This window comes from Teichococcus wenyumeiae (assembly GCF_003696345.1).
Classification (GTDB): Bacteria; Pseudomonadota; Alphaproteobacteria; order Acetobacterales; family Acetobacteraceae; genus Pseudoroseomonas; species Pseudoroseomonas wenyumeiae.
This window is the reverse complement of record NZ_RFLX01000020.1, coordinates 38,196-56,915: the sequence shown is the minus strand read 5'-3', so window position 1 is coordinate 56,915 and position 18,720 is coordinate 38,196. Positions and strand designations below refer to the sequence as shown.

Below are 18,720 nucleotides of genomic sequence, written 5' to 3'. Positions count from 1 at the left end.
GCGCGGTGGCGAACATGCAAGCGACGATAGTGAGCGCTTTCAGCCTCCGCAACCCCCATTCGCCCCAGATGATAATCTGGACCAAAGCGGAACGATGGTCTCTGCTGCGACTCATGACCCTGCCCAGCCAACGCCACCTCTTCGATATTCCGGCGAACGTCGCCTACCTGGACGGCGCCGCCTATTCCCCCCTGCCCCGCAGCGTCCGCGCCGCCGGCGAGGCCGGCGTGCTGACCAAGAGCCAGCCCTGGGCCAGCCCGCGCAGCCGCGAGAACGACTGGGCCGAGCGCGCCCGCGCCGCCGCCGCCGGGTTGATCGGCGCCAGCGTGGAGGATGTCGCCATTGTCAGCGCCGTCAGCCACGGCATCGGCACGGCGGCGCGTAACCTGCCCCTGCCCCTGCCCGCCGGCAGCCGGATGCTGCGGGTGCAGGATGAATTCCCCTCCGTCAGCCTGGTCTGGGACCGGCTGGCGGCCAAGGCGGGTGCGGTGGCCGATGTGGTGCCCCGGCCGGCGGATGGCGACTGGACCCGCGCGGTGCTGGAAGCCATCGCCCGCCCCGGCGCGCCGCCGCTGGCGGTGGCCTGCCTGACGCCGCTGCACTGGTCGGACGGCGCGGTGATCGACCTGGACCGCATCGCCCCCGCCGTGCATGCCGCCGGGGCGGCGCTGGTGGTGGATGCCACCCAGGCGGTGGGCGCCATGCCGGTGGACGTGGCCCGCTGGCAGCCGGATTTCCTGGCCTTCCCGACCTATAAATGGGTGCTAGGCCCCTATAGCCTCGCCTTCCTCTATGCCGCGCCGCACCGCCAGTCCGGCCTGCCGCTGGAGGAGAATCAGGTGAACCGCCCCGGCGGCCAGTTCGCCCCCGGCGCCCGCCGCTACGACAAGGGCGAGCGCAACGACCCCATCGCCCTGCCCATGGCGGCGACGGGGCTGGAACTGGTGGCATCCTGGGGCACGGCGGCGGTGGAAGCGCGGCTGCGCAGCCTGACGGACCGGCTTGCAGAGGATGCCATGGCGCTCGGCATCCCGGCGCTGCCACGGGCGCTGCGGGCACCACATATCCTGGGCCTGCGCATTCCCGGCGGCATGCCGCCCGGGCTGATCGAGGCGCTGGCGGCGGCGGGGGTTTATGCCAGCGACCGGCTGGGGGTGCTGCGCGTCAGCCCGCATGTCTGGGCCGAGGAAGCCGATTGCGACCGCTTCCGCGCGGCCCTGGCGCGGGCGCTGGGGCGCAGCTAGCGCCCCTCCAGCGCCTTCTCGTAGCCCACCTGGCTATTGCCGCCCACCGTGGCCCAGAGGAAGGGCGCCATCACTTCCTGCCGCAGCTCCATGCCCAGGCCGGGGCGGTCCGGGATGGAGACGCGCCCGCCCTGGATGCGGCCTTCCGGCGGGTCGTCGGTGATTTCCACGTATCCCTCCATCTCCTGCCACATCGGGTAGATTTCCTGGATGGCGAAGTTCGGGATGCAGGCGGCGAATTGCAGCGCCACCGCCGTGGCCAGCGGGCTGCCGCAGACATGCGGCTGCACCCGCATGCCATAGGCCTCGGCCATGGCGGCGATCTTCTTGCCCTCCATGATGCCGCCGGTCAGGCCCAGGTCGGGCTGGATGATGTCCACCGCCCGCGCTTCCAGCACCGGCTTGAAGCCGTATCGGGTGTAGAGCCGCTCCCCGGCCGCGACGGGCATGCGGATGCTGTCGCTGATCTTTTTCAGCGTGCCGGTGTCGAAGGGGTCGCAGGGTTCCTCGACGAAAAAGATGTCGAATTCCTCGATCTTCCGGCAGAAGCGGATCGTCTCGTCCGTGGTCAGCCCGCCGCTGAGGTCCAGCAGGATATCGACATCCGGCCCCACCGCGCCGCGCAGCGCCTTCACTTTCTCATAGGCCAGCGTCAGCGCCTCCCGCGGCAGGTCGCGGCGGGACGGATGGCGGGAGGTCGCCTGCGGATGCGCTTCCCGATAGGCGAAGGGATAGAATTTCAGCGCGTCATAGCCTTCCGCCACCGCCTTCTCGGCGGCCTGCACGAAGGGCGCGACCTCCCGGTGCGGCTGGCCCCAGCCATTGTGGTAGAGGCGCACGTCGTCGCGTATCCTGCCGCCCAGCAGCTCATAGACCGGCACGCCCAGCGCGCGGCCCTTGATGTCCCAGAGCGCCTGCTCGATGGCGGAGATGGCGGCAAAGACGATCGGCCCGCCGCCCTTGGCCCAGAAGGTGTGATCATACATCTCCGACCACAGTGCCTCGATGCGGAAGGGATCGGCGCCGATCAGCATCCGCTCCCCGATATCGCGCAGCATGCCGGCGGCGGCGGTGGCGCCCAGGCCATAGGCGATGCCGGCCTCGCCGATGCCGGTGATGCCCTCGCTGGTGCGGATCTCCACCACCACGGGGTGCAGCCGCGCGGTCTGGACGATGGAGATGCGGAGCTCGGTGATCCTCATTTCGGCGGATGCACCTTCAGCCAGTGGCGGGCGATCTCCTCCCGCGTCGTCACCCAGACATCCGGGCAGGATTTCACGTGGTCCAGGAAGCGGGCCAGCGCGGCGGCGCGCGCGGGGCGGCCCACCAGGCGGCAATGCAGGCCGACGCTCATCATCTTGGGCGCGGTCTGGCCTTCCTGCCGCAGCAGGTCGAAGGCATCGCGCAGGTGCTGCTCGAACCCGTCATTGGAGGCGAAGCCGGGCGGCACCGCGAATTTCATGTCGTTGTTGTCGAGCGTGTAGGGAATGATCAGCAGCGGCTTGCCGGCGACCGTGACGTAATAAGGCAGGTCGTCGTCATAGGCATCGCTGTCGTAGAGAAAGCCTCCGTGTTCGGCGACGAGGCGGCGCGTCTGCTCGCTGATGCGGCCGGTATACCAGCCGACCGGCGGCTTCCCCACCGTGCGGGTAATGGTCTCCACGCATTTCGCGATATGCTCGCGCTCGGTGGCCTCATCGATGTTCTGGTAGTTGATCCAGCGCCAGCCATGGCTGGCGACCTCGTGCCCCGCTTCCGCGAAGGCGGCGCCCACCGCCGGGTTCAGCTCCAGCGCCCGGCCGACGCCATAGACCGTCAGCCGGAAATCCCGCTGCCTGAACAGCCGCAGCACCCGCCAGACACCGGCGCGGGCGCCGTAGTCGAACTGGCTTTCCTTGCCGATGTCGCGGGCGCCCAGCACCGGGTTCCCGCCCGGCGTCTCGTTCAGATAGATCTCGCTGCCGGCATCGCCGTTCAGCACGCTGTTCTCGCCGCCCTCCTCGTAGTTCAGCACAAAGGAGATGGCGAGCTTCGCGCCCGCCGGCCATTGCGGGTCCGGCGGGTTCGGGCCGTAGCCCTGGAAGTCGCGGGGATAGCAGCTGTCTGGGGCCAGGATCGTCATGGGAACGAAGCTTGGACGGCTCCAGGCGCCCTGGCAACGCTCAGGACAGCCGCACCATGACGATCTCCGGCGCCACGCCCAGGCGGATGGGGAAGACGCTGCAGCCCAGCCCGCCGGAGACGATCAGCCGCTTCCCTTCCTCCTCCACCAGCCCATAGGCATAGCGGTTGCCGTAGCGGGAGCCGACGATGGGCGACCAGCCCGCCAGCCGCACCTGCCCGCCATGGGTATGGCCAGACAGCGTCAGCGCCACCCGCCCGGGCACATTGGGGAACTGGTCAGGCTCATGCGCCATCAGGATGGCCGGGGCATCGTCGGCGGCCAGGGGCGCCATGGCGGCGCGCAGGTTGTCGACGCCGCGGTAGATGCCGGGGATACGGCGGAAGGCCAGCATGCTCTCGGTGCCGCAGAGCCAGACGCCATCCCCATGCGGCAGCCGCACCGCGCCATTGGCCAGGATGGTGAAGCCGGCCTGTTGCAGCAGGCCCCGCAGCGCCGGCACGCCCCGTCCCGCCCGCTGCACCGCCTGGTCGTCCCACCAGTCGTGGTTGCCCAGCACGCCGAAGCAGCCCAGCGGCGCCCGCAGGCCGGAGAGCGCCTCCACCACCTCCGGCATCGGCAGGCGGCGGCGGACCCAGGGGAAATGGCCGGGAATGTCGCCCAGCAGCAGATGCGCGTCCGGCTCCAGCGCATTGGCGGTGGCAACGATCCGGCGGATACGGTCCAGCGGCATCCAGGGCTCGTTGGAATGGATATCGGCGATGACGCAGAGGTTCAGCGGCGGCCGTGCGCCCCAGCCGGGCAGCGAGAGCCGGTATTCCCGCACCGTCAGCAACAGCCCCGGCTCGATCACCAGCCCAAAGGCACTGACGGAGGCGCCGCTGGCCAGGGTGATGACGCCACCGGCCAGCAGGCGGCGGCGCGTCAGCCGCATGAGCTCACCCGGCGTCGGCCCGCACCTTGCCATGCACCAGGGACTGGATGAAGCCGAGCTTCGTCACGACCTCGGGCGAGAGTACGAAGGGGTAGAGATCCGCCACGCCCATGGAGCGGTTGAGGCTGTTCACCGCCACCGTCAGCGGCACCCAGGCCTCCATCACGGCATGGATGTCGGTGGAGCGGTAGGGGTCGAAATCCACCTCCGCCTCCAGCTCCCCTTCCCGGTCCACGCGGGGCGAGATGCCGATGCCCAGCGCCCGCGCCATCTCCAGCGTGTCCACGATATGGAGGTAATGCGCCCATGTTTCCGCGAAATCCTCCCACGGATGCGCGGTAGCATAGGTGCTGACGAAGTGTTCCTGCCAGTCCGCCGGCGCGCCCTCGTTGTAATGGCGCTGGAGGGCGGCGCCGTAGTCCTGGCTGTCGTCGCCAAAGATGGCGCGGCATTCCTCGAGCCGCCCGGCGTCCCGGACCAGCAGGTCCCAGAAGTGGTGGCCGGATTCGTGGCGGAAATGGCCCAGCAGGGTGCGGTAGGGCTCGCCCATGACGGTGCGGCGGCGGGCGCGCTCGGCATCGTCGGCCTCCACCAATGCCAGGGTGATCAACCCGTGGTCGTGGCCGGTCATGACCTTCTGCTGTGCATCCGGCGCGTCGGCCAGGAAGTCGAAAGCCAGGCCGTGCTCGGGGTCCTCCGCGCGCGTGTGCAGCGGCAGGTGCAGGCGGATGAAGCTGTAGAAGGCGCGGCGCTTCGCCATCTCGATCTTCTGCCAGCGCTCCAGGTTCACCGGGTCGGAAAGGTCCGGGATGGTGCGGTTATGGCGGCAGGCGAGGCAGAAGCGCTCCTCGCTCTCCGCCGGCACCAGCCAGTTGCAGGCCTCGTGCCGGGCATTGTCGCAGAAGCGCAGGGGCTGGTTCGGCAGGGCCCTGGCATAGAACTCGCCCGGCTTGCCCACGATGTCTTCCAGGGCAGAGAGCACGTTGCGCTCCGGCAGATAGCCCAGGGTGCTTTCGCACTTCACGCAGCGCGTGTTCTCGAAGTGCAGCACCTGGCCGCAGACCTGGCATTTGTAGAGGCGCATGGAGGATGTCCCTGAACCCGGGACCACCCCGGCGCGTGGCAGGTGAAATGCCGCGCCGTCGTTACGGTTGCGGCCCGCTTCAGCATAGCAGAGCCGCAACGGAAAAGGGGCCCCGAAGGGCCCCTCGCCGATGCTCAGTTCTTGGCCTTGTCGACCAGGGCGCCCTTGGTGATCCAGGGCATCATGGAGCGGAGCTTGGTGCCGACCTCCTCGATCGGGTGCTCGGCCAGACGGCGGCGGGTCGCCTTGAAGGAGGCCTGGTTGACCTTGTTCTCCAGCATCCAGTCGCGGGTGAACTTGCCGGACTGGATGTCGTTCAGCACGCGCTTCATCTCGGCCTTGGTCTCGGCGGTGATGATGCGGGGGCCGGTCACGTACTCGCCATACTCCGCGGTGTTGGAGATGGAGTAGTTCATGTTGGCGATGCCGCCCTCATAGATGAGGTCGACGATCAGCTTCACTTCGTGCAGGCACTCGAAATAGGCCATCTCGGGGGCATAGCCGGCTTCCACCAGCGTCTCGAAGCCCGCCTTGATCAGCTCCACGAGGCCACCGCAGAGGACGACCTGCTCGCCGAACAGGTCGGTCTCGCATTCTTCCTTGAAGGTGGTCTCGATGATGCCCGAGCGGCCGCCGCCGACGGCGGAAGCGTAGGAGAGCGCGATCTCCAGCGCATTGCCCGAGGGGTTCTGGTGCACGGCCACCAGGCAGGGCACGCCGCCGCCCTTCTGGTACTCGCCGCGCACGGTGTGGCCGGGGCCCTTCGGCGCGATCATGAAGACGTCGATATCGGCGCGCGGCTCGATCAGGTTGAAGTGCACGTTCAGGCCATGCGCGAAGGCCAGCGCGGCGCCTTCCTTCATGTTCTCGTGCAGGTGGTCGCGGTACAGGTCGCCCTGGCCCTCGTCCGGCGTCAGCACCATCACCAGGTCGGCCCACTTGGCGGCCTCGGCGGGCGACATGACCTTGAAGCCGGCGGCCTCGGCCTTCTTGGCGGACCCACCCGGGCGCAGGCCGATCACGACATCCGTCACGCCGGAATCGCGCATGTTCATGGCATGGGCGTGGCCCTGGCTGCCGAAGCCGATGACCGCGACCTTCTTGCCCTTGATCAGGTTCACATCCGCATCGCGGTCGTAGTAAACGCGCATCTCTCGCGCTCTCCTCAGGCTTGGTTGTTCAGGGTTGCAGCGCGGCGGTGCCGCGCGCGATGGCCACGGCGCCGGTCCGGCTGACTTCCGCCAGCCCGATCGGCCGCATCAGGTTGATGAAGGCATCCAGCTTCTCGCCGCTGCCCGTCATCTCAAACACGAAGCTCTCGGTGGTGGCATCCACCACGCGGGCGCGGAAGGCATCGGCCAGCCGCAGCGCCTCCTGGCGCCCCATGCCGGTGCCGACCACCTTGATCAGCGCCAGCTCCCGCGTCAGGTGCGGGCCTTCCAGCGTCAGGTCGGCCACCTTGTGCACCGGCACCAGGCGGTCGAGCTGCGCCTTGATCTGCTCGATCACCATCTCCGTCCCCGTGGTGACGACGGTGATGCGGGACAGGCGCCCGGCCTCGTCCACCGGGGCCACGGTCAGGCTGTCGATATTGTAGCCCCGGCCGGAGAAGAGGCCGATGACGCGCGCCAGCACGCCGGCCTCATTCTCCACCAGCACGGCGATGGTCGCCGCGCGCTGCGCGTTGTCGGTCATGTCGGACATGGTCTCGGTTCCGTGGAGGGTCAGGGTCGCGGATCAGGCTGGCCGAGTATCAGACCAGCACCTTGCCCTCATCGGTCACGCCGGCGATGCCGCCTTCCTGCCCGGCCGCCAGCAGCATCTCGTTATGCGCGGCGCCGGACGGGATCATCGGGAAGACGTTCTCCTTCTCGTCCACCGCGCAATCCACGATCACGGGGCGGTCGATGGCGATCATCTCGCGGATCACGCGGTCCAGGTCGTCCGTGCCCTCGATCCGCATGCCGACGCCGTGGAAGCTCTCGGCCAGCTTCACGAAGTCCGGCAGGGCCGCGCTGTAGCTTTCGGAATAGCGGCCGCCATGCAGCAGCTCCTGCCACTGCCGCACCATGCCCATGTACTGGTTGTTCAGGATGAACACCTTCACCGGCAGGCGGTACTGCGCCAGCGTCGCCATCTCCTGGATGTTCATCAGGATCGAAGCCTCGCCGGCGATGTCGATCACCAGCGCGTCCGGATGGGCGATCTGCGTGCCCATCGCCGCCGGCAGGCCATAGCCCATGGTGCCGAGGCCGCCCGAGGTCATCCAGCGGTTCGGCTTCTCGAAGCCGAAATACTGGGCGGCCCACATCTGGTGCTGGCCGACCTCGGTGGTGATGAAGGTCTCGCGGCCGCTTTCCTGGGTCAGCTCGTACAGGCGGCGCACCGCGTGCTGCGGCTTGATGATCTTGCCTTCCTGGACGTAGGACAGGCACTTCTTGCCGCGCCACTCGTCGATCTGGCGCCACCAGCCAGCCAGGGCCTCGCGGTCCTGCTGCGCCGGCATTTCCTCCCAGGCGGCGATCATGGCGCGCAGGATGGCGGCGGCATCGCCCACCACCGGCACCTCGACCTTGACGTTCTTGTTGATGGAGGACGGGTCGATATCGGCGTGGATCTTGATGGAACCCGGCGCGAAGGCGTTCAGCCGCCCGGTCACGCGGTCATCGAAGCGGGCGCCGATGTTGAACATCACGTCGCACCCATGCATGGCGAGGTTCGCCTCAAAGGTGCCGTGCATGCCCAGCATGCCCAGGAACTGCGGGTCGCTGGCCGGATAGGCGCCCAGGCCCATCAGTGTATTGGTGCAGGGCATGCCCGCCATGCGCACGAACTTCGCCAGCAGCTCGCTGGCCTCTGGGCCCGCGTTGATGACGCCGCCGCCGGCATAGACGATGGGGCGCTTGGCCTGCTTCAGCAGCGACACCGCCTTGCGGATCTGCCCGGCATCGGGCTCCGTCTGCGGGCGGTAGGAACGGTGGTCCTGTTTCGGGGCCTCGGTATAGGGGCCCTTGCCGATCAGGATGTCCTTCGGCAGGTCGATCACCACCGGGCCGGGGCGGCCGGAGCGCGCCACGTAGAAGGCCTCGTGCACCGTCTCGGCCAGCTTGTTGATGTTCTTGACCAGGTAGTTGTGCTTGGTCGCGGGCCGGGTGATGCCGGTGGTATCGGCTTCCTGGAAGGCATCGTTGCCGATCAGATGCGTCGGCACCTGCCCGGTCAGGCAGACGATGGGGATGCTGTCCAGCAGCGCGTCCACCAGCCCGGTCACGGCGTTGGTGGCGCCGGGGCCGGAGGTCACCAGCACGCAACCCACCTTGCCGGTGGAGCGCGCATAGCCCTCGGCGGCATGCACCGCCGCCTGCTCATGCCGCACCAGGATGTGGCGGATGGCGTTCTGGTTGAAGATGGCGTCGTAGATCGGCAGTACGGCGCCGCCGGGATAGCCGAAGATAACCTCTACGCCCTGCTCCTTCAGCGCGCGCAGGACGATCTCGGCACCCGTCAGGGACTGGGTGTCGGACGCGGCGGGAAGGATCTGGGAAGACATGGCGGTTACGGGCTTCCTGACATGTTGGGCCCTGGCACGGCATGACGCCATGCGGGCGTGGCGGTGTTACCGCGCCCGCGCCACGCCCGTCAACGGTGCCGATCAATAAAAGCGATAATTTGAGCCCAATCACTTTCTGAAAATTGCTCTAGACCCGTCACGCGCGCATGGATCGTATGCGTGGCGCTCACATCCGCGAGTGGCTGGTGCCGGAACCAGGTGGCCTGCCGCTTGGTGTACTGGCCGATGGCGAGGCAGGCGCGGCGTCCGGCCTCCTCCAGGCTCATCTCCCCGCGCAGGGCCGCCGAGATCTCCGGCACGCCATGCGCACGCATCGCAGGCAAGTCGGGGTCCAGCCCCTGGGCCAGCAGCGCCCGCACCTCCTCCACCGCGCCCGCCGTCATCATACCCGCCCAACGGACGCCGATGGCGGCGCGCAGAACCTCACGCGGCGGGTCCAGCCGGATGGCGGCGAAGCGCCAGGGCACCCCATCCCGCTCCGCCGGGCCGGTGCCGGGCTCCCGCTGCCAGGCGGCCAGCCCGCGCCCCGTGCCGCGCCAGACCTCCCAGGCACGGGCGAGGCGCTGGCTGTCGCTGGGGCGCAGGCGGGTGGCGGTGTCCGGGTCCTCGGCTGCCAGGCGGGCATGCAGGGCGGCGGGGCCATGCTCCGCCAGGAAGGCGCGTGCTTCCTCCCGCGCCTCGGGCGGCACGGGCGGCACTTCGGTCAGGCCCTGGGTCAGGCTGCGGAAATAGAGGCCGGTGCCGCCGCACAGGATCGGCAGCCGTGCCGCCGCCATTTCCTCCAGTGCCCGCTCCCGCCACCAGGCGACGCTGGCGGCCTGCCCCGGTGGATGCACGCCGTAAAGGCGGTGCGGCGCGCGCGCCTCCTCCTCCGGGCTCGGGCGGGCGGTCAGCACGCGCAGCCCGTCATAGACCTGCATGGAATCGGCATTGATGACCGTGCCGCCCAGTTGCTCGGCCAGGGCCAGCGCCAGGGCCGACTTGCCGGATGCGGTGGGCCCCGCCACCAGCAGCGCGAAAGGTTGATCACTCATGGCTGCACAGGCATGGTCCGGCCCCGATGTCTCATATTCTCACCCTGATCGCCCCGCCGGGTCACCTGCAGGCGTCCGTCATCTCCCGCATGCGCGCGGCCCTTCTCGACCTTGGCGGCCAGCCCGGCACCCCGGACTGGCTGGCGGAAGGCGAGGCCTTGGACCTTCCCTTCTCCGGCCTCGCCCCGGAACAGGCCGATGCCATCGCGCGCGGCGCTTTGGAAGGGGCGCCGGTGGATTGCATCGCGCAAGCCGCCGAAGGCCGCCGCAAGAAGCTGCTGGTGGCGGACATGGACAGCACCATCGTCACCGCCGAGACGCTGGACGAGCTGGCCGCCTATGCGGGCGTGCAGGACCAGATCGCCGCCATCACCCAGCGCAGCATGAATGGCGAGATCGACTTCGCCACCTCGTTGCGGGAGCGGGTGGCGATGATCAAGGGCCTGACGCTGACGGCGCTGGAGGAAACCTGGGCCAAGATCGAGATGATGCCGGGCGCCGAGGTGCTGGTCCGCACCATGGGCGCGCATGGGGCGCATTGCGCCATCGCCTCCGGCGGCTTCACCTGGTTCACCTCCCGCGTGGCGGAGAAGCTCGGCTTCCACAGCCACCACGCCAATATCCTGCTGGATGACGGCACCGCCCTGACCGGCAAGGTCGAGGAACCGGTCTTCGACCGCGACGCCAAGCTGACCATCCTGAAGAAGCTGGCGGCCGAGCTGGGCCTGCCGCTCACCGCCACCGTCGCGGTGGGGGATGGCGCCAATGACCTGGCGATGCTGGGCGCCGCAGGCCTGGGCGTGGCCTATCACGCCAAGCAGGTGGTGGCCGCCACCGCGCGCGTGCGGGTGGACCATGCCGACCTGCGCGCCCTGCTCTTCGCCCAGGGTTACCGCGCCGCCGACTTCGTGGCCTGACACGAAAAAGGGGGGCCGAAGCCCCCCTTCCCCAAGCCTGGGCAAAGCCCGGTTCAGCCCGGGCTGCCGCTTTCCGGCCGCAGGCGCAGCGGCACGAAGCGCTGGCCCTGGCCATTCTCGATCAGCAGCAGTGCGCTGGGGCGGTTCTGCTTGCGCAGGCGCTCCAGCTGCTCACGCACCTCCTGCGGGGTGGAGACGCGGTTCTGCTGCACTTCCACGATCAGGTCGCCAGGGGTGATGCCACGCTCGGCGGCGCTGCTGCCCGGCGCCACCTCGGTCACCACCACGCCCTTGGCCTCGTCGCGCAGGCTGAAGCGCTCCTTGGCCTCGGGGGTGATGGGCGAGACCTTCAGGCCGAGGCCGGAAAGTTCCAGCGCAGAGCCGGGGCGGGTCTGCTCGGGCGCGGCGCTGGTGGAGGCCTGCTGGTCGGTCGGCAGCTCCGCCACCGTCACCTTCAGCTGCTCTTCCTTGCCGTTGCGCCAGACGGTCATCGGCACCTCGGTGCCCACCGGCGTCTCGGCCACGATGCGCGGCAGGCTGCGCATCTCCTTCACATCCTGGTTGTTGAAGCGCAGGATCACGTCGCCGTTCCTGACGCCGGCCTTGGCAGCCGGGCCATTCTCGTCGGCGCGGGCCACCAGGGCGCCACGGGCGCCGCCGGGCACGTTCAGGCTCTCGGCGATCTCATCCGTCACCTGCTGGATGTTCACGCCCATCCAGCCGCGCTTCACCCGGCCACCGTCGCGCAGCTGCGCCACGATGTTCTTGGCCAGGTTGGACGGGATCGAAAAGCCAATGCCGATCGAGCCGCCGGAAGGGGAGACGATGGCGGTGTTGATGCCGATCACCTCTCCCTGCATGTTGAACAGCGGGCCGCCCGAGTTGCCGCGGTTGATGGCGGCGTCGGTCTGGATGAAGTCGTCATAGGGGCCGGCATTGATGTTGCGCCCACGGGCCGAGACGATGCCCGAGGTGACGCTGCCGCCAAAGCCCAGCGGGTTGCCGATGGCCAGCACCCAGTCGCCCACCTCGGCCTTGTCGGAATCACCGAAGGGCACGGTGGGCAGCTGCTTGTCCGTCTTCACCCGCAGCACGGCCAGGTCGGTGCGCGCGTCCACGCCCACCAGCTCGGCCTTCAGCGTCGTGTTGTCCTGCAGCACGACGTTGATCTCGTCGGCGCCGTCCACGACGTGGTTATTGGTGACGATGATGCCGGAGGCATCGATGATGAAGCCCGAACCCTGGCTCTGCGCCCGGCGCGGCGGCTGGCCCGGGCGCTGGCCCGGCCGCTGACGCTCCAGGAAGTCGCGGAACAGCTCTTCAAACGGGCTGCCCGGCGGGACCTGCGGAATCTCGGGCGCATCGGGGCGTCCGGCGCGCGGACCGCCGATGGTCTGGCTGGTCTGCACATTCACCACCGCCGGCAGCAGCTGCCGCGCCAGGGGCGCGAAGCTCGGCGGGGCGGGGAACGTCTGGGGGGCGGGTGACGTGGTTCCGGGGGGAGTGACGTTGGGCGCCGTCATGGTGGCCTGTGCCCAGGCCGACAGCGGTGCTGTCAGCGGGGCGGCGGCCACGGCGGCGGCCAGCATCATGGGGGCGAGACGCATCGGCAGAACCTCGCTTTCGACCGATATCGGCCGCGTGGGTCAAGAACGCAGTGCAAATGGGGCCGTTGCCCGTGAAGGCAAAGCCCGTAACCGCGATGAGTTACGAGAAAGCTCAACTCGAAACGGGCCGCAAGGGATGCGGCCCGTTTTGGAACATTTGGATACGCGGCGCTCAGGGCGCCGGGGCGGGTGCCGGCTGCGGCGCGGCGGCGGCCGCAGCCGGGCTGGCGGGCACCGTCGACGCGGGCCTGCCGTCCGTCCCGGTCGCGGGCGCGGCGGGTGTCGGCAGCGGCATGCCGGACTGGCTGGAGCGGAAGTAACGGAAGAACTCCGAATCCGGCGTCAGCACCAGCCGCGATTCACCGTCCGAGAAGGCTTCCCGGTAGGCCTGCATGGTCCGCCAGAACTGGAAGAACTGCGGGTCCCGCTGGAAGGCATCGGCGAAGATGCCGATCGCCTCCTGCTCGCCCTGGCCGCGCAGCACATCGGCCTGGGCCTGGCTTTCGGCCAGCAGCACGGTGCGCTCGCGGTCGGCGCCGGCGCGGACGCGGGCGGCCACCTCGGCACCCTCGGCCCGCGCCTCGCGCGCCACGCGCTCACGCTCGGACTGCATGCGGTTCAGCACGGCCTGGGTATTCTCTTCCGGCAGGTCGGCGCGGCGGATGCGGACATCCTCCACGGTGATACCGAACTGCGTGGCCTCGGCATTCACCTGGCGCTTGATCTCATCCATGATCTTCTGCCGGTCGGAGGAGAGCACCCCCAGCAGCGGCTGGCTGCCCAGCACGCGGCGCAGCGAGGACGAGACGATCGAGGACAGCCGCCCTCGGATGCCCGCTTCCTGCGCGCCCGAGGTCTGGAAGAAGCGCAGCGGGTCAGAGATGCGGAAGCGGGTGAAGCTGTCCACGATCAGCCGGCGCTGGTCGCCCAGAATGACTTCCTCGCCCGGCGCGTCGTAGTCCAGCAGGCGGCGGTCAAAGGACACCACGGTCTGGATGAACGGGATCTTGGCGTGCAGACCCGGCTTCGAGATGACGCGGATGGGCTCGCCGAACTGGGTGATCATCACCTGCTCGGTCTGCTGCACCGTGAAGAGGGTGGAGGCGATGGCGACCACGGCCACCACGGCCACGCCCGCCAGAAGCGTCAAGCGGTTCATCGGGCAGCTCCCCCCTGGCGGTTGAGCATGGCCGGCGGCGCCGGCGGCGTGGACTGGGCCGCGCCCTGGGCCGGCGGCTGCGGCGCGCGCTGCTGCGCGGCGCCCTGCCCGTCCAGCGGCAGATAGGGCACGATGCCCTGCAGCCGGTCGTCCACCACGATCTTCGGGTTCTTGCGCAGGATCTCTTCCATCGTCTCCAGGTAGAGGCGGCGCATCGTCACGTCCTGGGAGGTCTGATAGGCCGTCAGCACGGACAGGAAGCGCGCGGCCTCGCCTCGGGCACGGGCGACCTGCGATTCCTTGAAGCCCTCGGCCTCCTGGATCATGCGCTGGCCCTCGCCGCGGGCGCGGGGAATGATGTCGTTGCGATAGGCCTCGGCCTCGTTGCGGGCGCGCTCGCGGTCCGCATTGGCGCGCTGCACGTCGCGGAAGGCGTCGATCACGGCCGGCGGCGGGTCCACCTTCAGCAGCTGGATCTGCATGATCTCGATGCCCGAGCCATACTGGTCCAGGATGTACTGCGTGCCCTGGCGCACCGCCTGCTCGATCTGCGCGCGGGCCTCGGTCAGCGCCGGCTGGATGGGGGTGCGCCCCACCACCTCGCGCATCACGCTCTCGGCCGCCGACTTCACGGTCTGGTCCGGGTTGCGGGTGTTGAACAGGTATTCGCCCGCGTCGCGGATGCGCCAGAACACCGCGAAGTCGATGTCGATGATGTTCTCGTCGCCCGTCAGCATCATGCTCTCCTCCAGCACGTCCCGGGCGGAGACGGGGCGGGAGAGCGGCGTGTCGTTGGGCGCGCGGAAGCCGATGTCGATGCGGTTGATGCGCGTCACGCGCGGCGTGGTCACGCTCTCCACCGGCCAGGGGATGCGGTAGTTCAGGCCGGGCTGGGTGGTGCGGTTGAAGGCGCCGAAGCGCATCACCACACCCTGCTCGTCCGGCTGCACGCGATAGATGCCGCTGGCGGCCCAGACCGCGATCAGCGCCAGCACGCCCAGGCCGATCCACTTGCCAGTGCCGCCACGGCCACCGCCGCCGGGAAGGATGCGGCGCAGCGCCGCCTGCGCCTGGCGGATCGCATCATCCAGGTCAGGGCCGTTGCTGCCGGGGCCACGCCCACCGCCGCCACCACCCTGGGGCGGTTGCCCCCAAGGCCCGCCCGGACGCGGATTGCCCCAGGGGCTCCCCCCAGAGTTCGAGCCACCAGTATTGTTCCAGGGCATCGGCCGGCACATCTCCCGTAACGTGTCGTCGCGCACCGCGCGGGTTCCGCGCGGCACAGGTTGTCGTCGGCCGCTTGCGCGAAGCGGATGCATGCGCGACAGGGCCGGATCATATGTCGCCCTGTCCGGGCTGCGGCGCAATGCGGTTGCATCACGCCACTGCGAGGGCAGGGCGGATATTGTCCGGGAAGAAGAGGTTTTCAAGCGATGTCGGAGACACTTGCAGAGGCCGTCCGGGCCGCCCTGAGCGCGGTGCGTGACCCGGACACGGGCCGGGACGTCGTCTCCTCCGGCATGTTGCAGGGGCTTTCGGCGCGGGACGGGCTGGTGCAATTCGCCCTGGCCGTGCCGCGGGAGCGTGCCCGGGCGCTGGAGCCGCTGCGCGCGGCGGCGGAGCGGGCGGCGGCGGCGGTGCCGGGCGTGCTCTCCGCCACCTGCGTGCTGACGGCGCACCGAGATATCCAGGCCGGGCCGGCGCCGACGGCACCTCATGACCATGACCATGCGGGGCACAGCCATGCCGCGCCGCCACCGGGCGCCGCCCGCGCCAGCCGCCCGCCGCCGGGCCAGGGGCCGATGCTGCTGCCGGGAGTGAAGTCCATCATCGCGGTGGCTTCCGGCAAGGGCGGCGTCGGCAAATCCACCACGGCGGTCAACCTCGCCGTGTCGCTGGCGGCGGAAGGGCTGAAGGTCGGGTTGCTGGACGCCGATATCTACGGCCCCTCCCTGCCCCAGATGCTGGGCACGCGGGAACGGCCGCGCGCCACCCAGGGCCGCATCATCCCGATCTCCCGCTGGGGCCTGAAGGCCATGTCCATCGGCTTCCTGGTGGAGGAGGAAACGCCGATGGTCTGGCGCGGCCCCATGGTGATGGGCGCGCTGGAGCAGATGCTCGGCCAGGTGGAATGGGGCGAGCTGGACGTGATGGTGGTGGACATGCCGCCCGGCACCGGCGACGCGCAACTGACCATGAGCCAGCGGGTGCCGCTGGCCGGCGCCGTCATCGTCTCCACCCCGCAGGACGTGGCGCTGATCGATGCCCGGCGCGGCATCCGCATGTTCCAGAAGGTGAACGTGCCGGTGCTGGGGCTGATCGAGAACATGTCCTACTTCTGCTGCCCCAACTGCAACCACCGGGCCGAGATCTTCGGCCATGGCGGCGCGCGGGCGGAAGCCGAGCGGATGGAGGTGGAATTCCTCGGCGAATTGCCGCTGAAGCTGGCCATCCGGGAACTGGCCGATGCCGGCACCCCCATCGCCATGGCGAAGCCGGAAAGCGAGGAGGCAAAAACCTACCGCGCCATCGCCCGCCGTTTGCGCGATAAGCTGGAACAAGGCGCGGCGGCCCCCGCCATGCCGCGATTCGTGGTGGAGTGAAGCGCGTGTCGGACACCGGCCTGCAGATTGGCTTCCTGATCTTTCCCCGCATGACGCATCTGGACTTCGCCGGACCCTGGGAGGTGCTTTCCCGCCTGCCCGGCGCCACCCTGCATGTGGTGGCCAAGGACCTGGCGCCGGTGGAGGGCAGCGGCCTGAAGGTGCTGCCGACGGTGACGCTGGAGAACTGCCCGCAGCTCGACCTCATCTGCGTCCCCGGTGGCCCCGGTCACCTGGAGGCCATGGAGGACGAGGCCGTGCTGCATTTCCTGCGGGAGCAGGAGATCGGCTGCCGCTTCCTCACCTCCGTCTGCACCGGGGCGCTGGTGCTGGCGGCGGCGGGGCTGCTGCATGGCTTCAAGGCCACCACCCACTGGGCCTCGCACGACCGGCTGGCGGCATTCGGGGCCGAGCCGGAAAAGGCGCGGGTGGTGGTGGACCGCAACCGCATCACTGGCGGCGGCGTCACCGCCGGCATCGATTTCGCGCTGACCCTGGTGGCGGCCCTGGAGGGCGAGACTTTCGCCCGCCAGGTGCAGCTTGGCCTGGAATACGCACCCGAGCCCCCCTTCCCCGGCGCCGGCAGCCCGGATGAGGCCGGCGATGCGGTGCTGGAAGCCGCGCGCGCGGCTACTGCCCCTTACCGCGCCCGCATGGCGGAGGTGGATGCGCGGGCCCTGGCGCGGCTGTCCCGCGTCACGCTGTGATCTCCTGGCAGCGCCTCAGGCGCTGCCGATGAAGATGCCCGCCAGCAGCACCAGCACGCCGCCCAGCACCACCTGGACGGTGGCGGACTGGAAGGGCGTTTCCACGTATTTCCAGCGCACCCAGGAAATCAGCAGCAGCTCCACCACCACCACGGCGCCCGCCACCGTCGCCGCTATGGCGTTGAAGACCGCGGCCGAAGCCGGATAGCTGCCCCGCAGGCGCAGGGCGAAGTGCCTTTAGATGCGCGAATCCTCCTCGCTGGAAATGGCCAGGGCGAGGGGGTCGGCTTCGGTCAGGTCCTCAAGGCGTCTCATGCGGCGACTCCCGAGCCAATTATGGCCGGGGCCGCGCCGTCTCGTGATAATATCCTTTTAAATCAAAAACTTGACGAGAATACGCCGTGTTCGCAACGGCGCTGGCGTCAGGCGGAAGCCAGCAGCGCCTCGGTCTCGGTGGCCGTGGGCATCGCAACGGCCGCCCCTTCCCGCCCCACGGCGATGGCGGCGGCGGCGCTGGCGCGGCGCATGGCGGTGGGCAGGTCCTCCCCGGCATCCAGCGCGGCGGCCAGCGTGCCGCACCAGCAATCGCCGGCGCCGGTGGTATCCACCGCCAGGGCCTGGAAGGCGGGCTGGTGATGCGTGCCGGTGGCCGTCGCGGCTTCGGACCCCTGCTCGCCCCGCGTCACCACCACGTCGATGCCGAGCGCGCCGCGCAACGCCGCCGCCTCGGGCGCCACGCCCAGGCTGGCGGCCAGCCAGGCGGCCTCATGTTCATTGGCCACCAGCAGGTCGATCTGCCGCAGCATGGCCTCCGGCACCGGCGCGGGCGGCGCCAGGTTCAGGATGATGCGGGCCCCCGCGGCGCGGGCACGGGCCACCAGCGCCACCATCTCCTCCACCGGCACTTCCATCTGCAGCAGCAGCACGGTGTCGGGGCCCAGCTCGGCATCCGCCACCTGCGTCGCCCGCACCGCCATATTGGCGCCGGAGGCCACGGAAATCTGGTTGGCGCCCCTGGCATCGACGCAGATGGCGGCGGCGCCGGTGGCCACCCCCACCCGCGCCAGGCCAGACAGGTCCACCCCCGCCGCCGCCATGCCGGAGAGCGCGACCTCCGCCAGCGAATCCGTGCCCACGGCGCCGATGAAATGGGTCCGCGCCCCGGCACGGGCCGCCGCCGTGGCCTGGTTGGCGCCCTTGCCCCCAGGCGATGCGCGCCAGCTTTCTCCCAGCACCGTCTCGCCCGGCGCCGGCAGCGTGGGGGTTGGGAAGATCAGGTCGGCATTGGCGGAGCCGAAGACCAGGACGCTCACAGGCCTCGCTGCCTTTTGCGGCCCCAGGCATAGCCGAACCAGAGCGCGGCCACGACCAGCAGCGCCGTGGCCGCGTCGTTGAAGACGAAGGTCAGCACCGCCCAGACCAGCCCCAGCACCGCCCCCACCAGCCAGACGCCGACCGAGAGCGCGGCGAAGAGCATCATCATCGGCAGGCCGAAGACCAGCAGCACCAGCAGCATCAGAACCCAGAACATCCTATCCCCCTTCCGCCCGGCGGCGTGGCGCCTTGCCGCGCGCTGCCGTGCCCGGGATGTCGTGTCGCGCGGTGGCGCGTCCAAGGGCGAAGCCGCCGACGCCCACCAGCAGCAGCAGCGCGCCGAGATCCCCCACCAGCGCCACCGCCAGCGGGATGCCGATCAGCAGCACCACCACGATCACCGCCACCGCCAGCCAATGGCGCG

General features: G+C 69.7%; 19 protein-coding genes. 4 read left to right on the top strand and 15 right to left on the bottom strand.

Going from position 1 to position 18,720, the window contains the following annotated elements; genetic code table 11:
* Positions 1 to 113: 113 nt before the first annotated feature.
* A complete protein-coding gene (locus tag EBE87_RS20600; protein ID WP_120638481.1) occupies positions 114 to 1,244 on the top strand; it encodes an aminotransferase class V-fold PLP-dependent enzyme in 1,131 nt (376 codons plus the stop codon).
* Here the strand turns inward: EBE87_RS20600 and EBE87_RS20595 are convergent.
* The 8 genes from EBE87_RS20595 to miaA all read right to left on the bottom strand — a co-directional run bounded on the left by EBE87_RS20595 (position 1,241) and on the right by miaA (position 9,989).
* The gene (locus EBE87_RS20595) at positions 1,241 to 2,446 is read right to left on the bottom strand and encodes a mandelate racemase/muconate lactonizing enzyme family protein (protein ID WP_120638480.1); all 1,206 of its coding nucleotides are present in this window, start codon (positions 2,444 to 2,446) and stop codon (positions 1,241 to 1,243) included. The genes EBE87_RS20600 and EBE87_RS20595 overlap by 4 nt on opposite strands.
* Entirely contained in the window at positions 2,443 to 3,366 is a 924-nt protein-coding gene (gene puuE / locus EBE87_RS20590; RefSeq protein WP_120638479.1) for an allantoinase PuuE, read from the bottom strand. The genes EBE87_RS20595 and puuE overlap by 4 nt, the downstream gene beginning before the upstream one ends.
* A 40-nt stretch (positions 3,367 to 3,406) precedes the next feature.
* Entirely contained in the window at positions 3,407 to 4,300 is an 894-nt protein-coding gene (locus EBE87_RS20585; RefSeq protein ID WP_120638478.1) for a metallophosphoesterase, read from the bottom strand.
* A gap of 4 nt (positions 4,301 to 4,304) precedes the next feature.
* Entirely contained in the window at positions 4,305 to 5,384 is a 1,080-nt protein-coding gene (locus tag EBE87_RS20580; protein ID WP_120638477.1) for a zinc-binding metallopeptidase family protein, read from the bottom strand.
* 134 nt (positions 5,385 to 5,518) lie between these two features.
* A complete protein-coding gene (ilvC, locus tag EBE87_RS20575; protein WP_120638476.1) occupies positions 5,519 to 6,535 on the bottom strand; it encodes a ketol-acid reductoisomerase in 1,017 nt (338 codons plus the stop codon).
* A 28-nt stretch (positions 6,536 to 6,563) separates the two neighbouring features.
* Positions 6,564 to 7,088: an acetolactate synthase small subunit gene (ilvN, locus tag EBE87_RS20570; protein ID WP_120638475.1), complete on the bottom strand. Its 525-nt coding sequence runs from the start codon at positions 7,086 to 7,088 to the stop codon at positions 6,564 to 6,566.
* A 49-nt stretch (positions 7,089 to 7,137) separates the two neighbouring features.
* On the bottom strand, positions 7,138 to 8,934 hold the full coding sequence (locus EBE87_RS20565) for an acetolactate synthase 3 large subunit (RefSeq protein WP_120638474.1): 1,797 nt from the start codon (positions 8,932 to 8,934) through the stop codon (positions 7,138 to 7,140).
* A gap of 89 nt (positions 8,935 to 9,023) precedes the next feature.
* Positions 9,024 to 9,989, bottom strand: coding sequence for a tRNA (adenosine(37)-N6)-dimethylallyltransferase MiaA (gene miaA / locus EBE87_RS20560; protein ID WP_120638473.1), 966 nt, complete (start codon positions 9,987 to 9,989; stop codon positions 9,024 to 9,026).
* Positions 9,990 to 10,015: 26 nt separating this feature from the next.
* Here miaA and serB point away from each other — a divergent pair, with 26 nt between their 5' ends.
* Positions 10,016 to 10,906 carry a phosphoserine phosphatase SerB gene (gene serB / locus EBE87_RS20555; protein WP_120638472.1) on the top strand — a complete coding sequence of 297 codons (891 nt, stop codon included), beginning with the start codon at positions 10,016 to 10,018 and terminating at the stop codon, positions 10,904 to 10,906.
* Between the two features lie 53 nt (positions 10,907 to 10,959).
* On the opposite strand, the gene EBE87_RS20550 is transcribed toward serB, so the two are convergent.
* The 3 genes from EBE87_RS20550 to hflK form a co-directional block, all read right to left on the bottom strand.
* Positions 10,960 to 12,513 carry a DegQ family serine endoprotease gene (locus EBE87_RS20550; RefSeq protein ID WP_120638471.1) on the bottom strand — a complete coding sequence of 518 codons (1,554 nt, stop codon included), beginning with the start codon at positions 12,511 to 12,513 and terminating at the stop codon, positions 10,960 to 10,962.
* A gap of 172 nt (positions 12,514 to 12,685) precedes the next feature.
* On the bottom strand, positions 12,686 to 13,672 hold the full coding sequence (gene hflC / locus EBE87_RS20545) for a protease modulator HflC (RefSeq protein ID WP_122140064.1): 987 nt from the start codon (positions 13,670 to 13,672) through the stop codon (positions 12,686 to 12,688).
* The gene (gene hflK / locus EBE87_RS20540) at positions 13,669 to 14,934 is read right to left on the bottom strand and encodes an FtsH protease activity modulator HflK (protein ID WP_367604911.1); all 1,266 of its coding nucleotides are present in this window, start codon (positions 14,932 to 14,934) and stop codon (positions 13,669 to 13,671) included. The genes hflC and hflK overlap by 4 nt, the downstream gene beginning before the upstream one ends.
* 171 nt (positions 14,935 to 15,105) lie before the next feature.
* Between hflK and apbC the strand changes: the two genes are divergently transcribed.
* Both apbC and EBE87_RS20530 read left to right on the top strand, forming a co-directional pair.
* Entirely contained in the window at positions 15,106 to 16,275 is a 1,170-nt protein-coding gene (gene apbC, locus EBE87_RS20535) for an iron-sulfur cluster carrier protein ApbC (protein ID WP_122140065.1), read from the top strand.
* A 5-nt stretch (positions 16,276 to 16,280) separates the two neighbouring features.
* Positions 16,281 to 16,982, top strand: a complete 702-nt coding sequence (locus tag EBE87_RS20530; protein WP_120641099.1) for a DJ-1/PfpI family protein — start codon at positions 16,281 to 16,283, stop codon at positions 16,980 to 16,982.
* Positions 16,983 to 16,997: 15 nt separating this feature from the next.
* On the opposite strand, the gene EBE87_RS20525 is transcribed toward EBE87_RS20530, so the two are convergent.
* The 4 genes from EBE87_RS20525 to EBE87_RS20510 form a co-directional block, all read right to left on the bottom strand.
* On the bottom strand, positions 16,998 to 17,147 hold the full coding sequence (locus EBE87_RS20525; protein WP_233553509.1) for a hypothetical protein: 150 nt from the start codon (positions 17,145 to 17,147) through the stop codon (positions 16,998 to 17,000).
* Between the two features lie 257 nt (positions 17,148 to 17,404).
* On the bottom strand, positions 17,405 to 18,295 hold the full coding sequence (locus tag EBE87_RS20520; RefSeq protein ID WP_120641098.1) for a PfkB family carbohydrate kinase: 891 nt from the start codon (positions 18,293 to 18,295) through the stop codon (positions 17,405 to 17,407).
* Positions 18,292 to 18,513 carry a hypothetical protein gene (locus EBE87_RS20515; RefSeq protein ID WP_120641097.1) on the bottom strand — a complete coding sequence of 74 codons (222 nt, stop codon included), beginning with the start codon at positions 18,511 to 18,513 and terminating at the stop codon, positions 18,292 to 18,294. The genes EBE87_RS20520 and EBE87_RS20515 overlap by 4 nt, the downstream gene beginning before the upstream one ends.
* A gap of 1 nt (position 18,514) precedes the next feature.
* The gene (locus EBE87_RS20510; protein WP_122140066.1) at positions 18,515 to 18,703 is read right to left on the bottom strand and encodes a hypothetical protein; all 189 of its coding nucleotides are present in this window, start codon (positions 18,701 to 18,703) and stop codon (positions 18,515 to 18,517) included.
* Between the last annotated feature and the right edge of the window lie 17 nt (positions 18,704 to 18,720).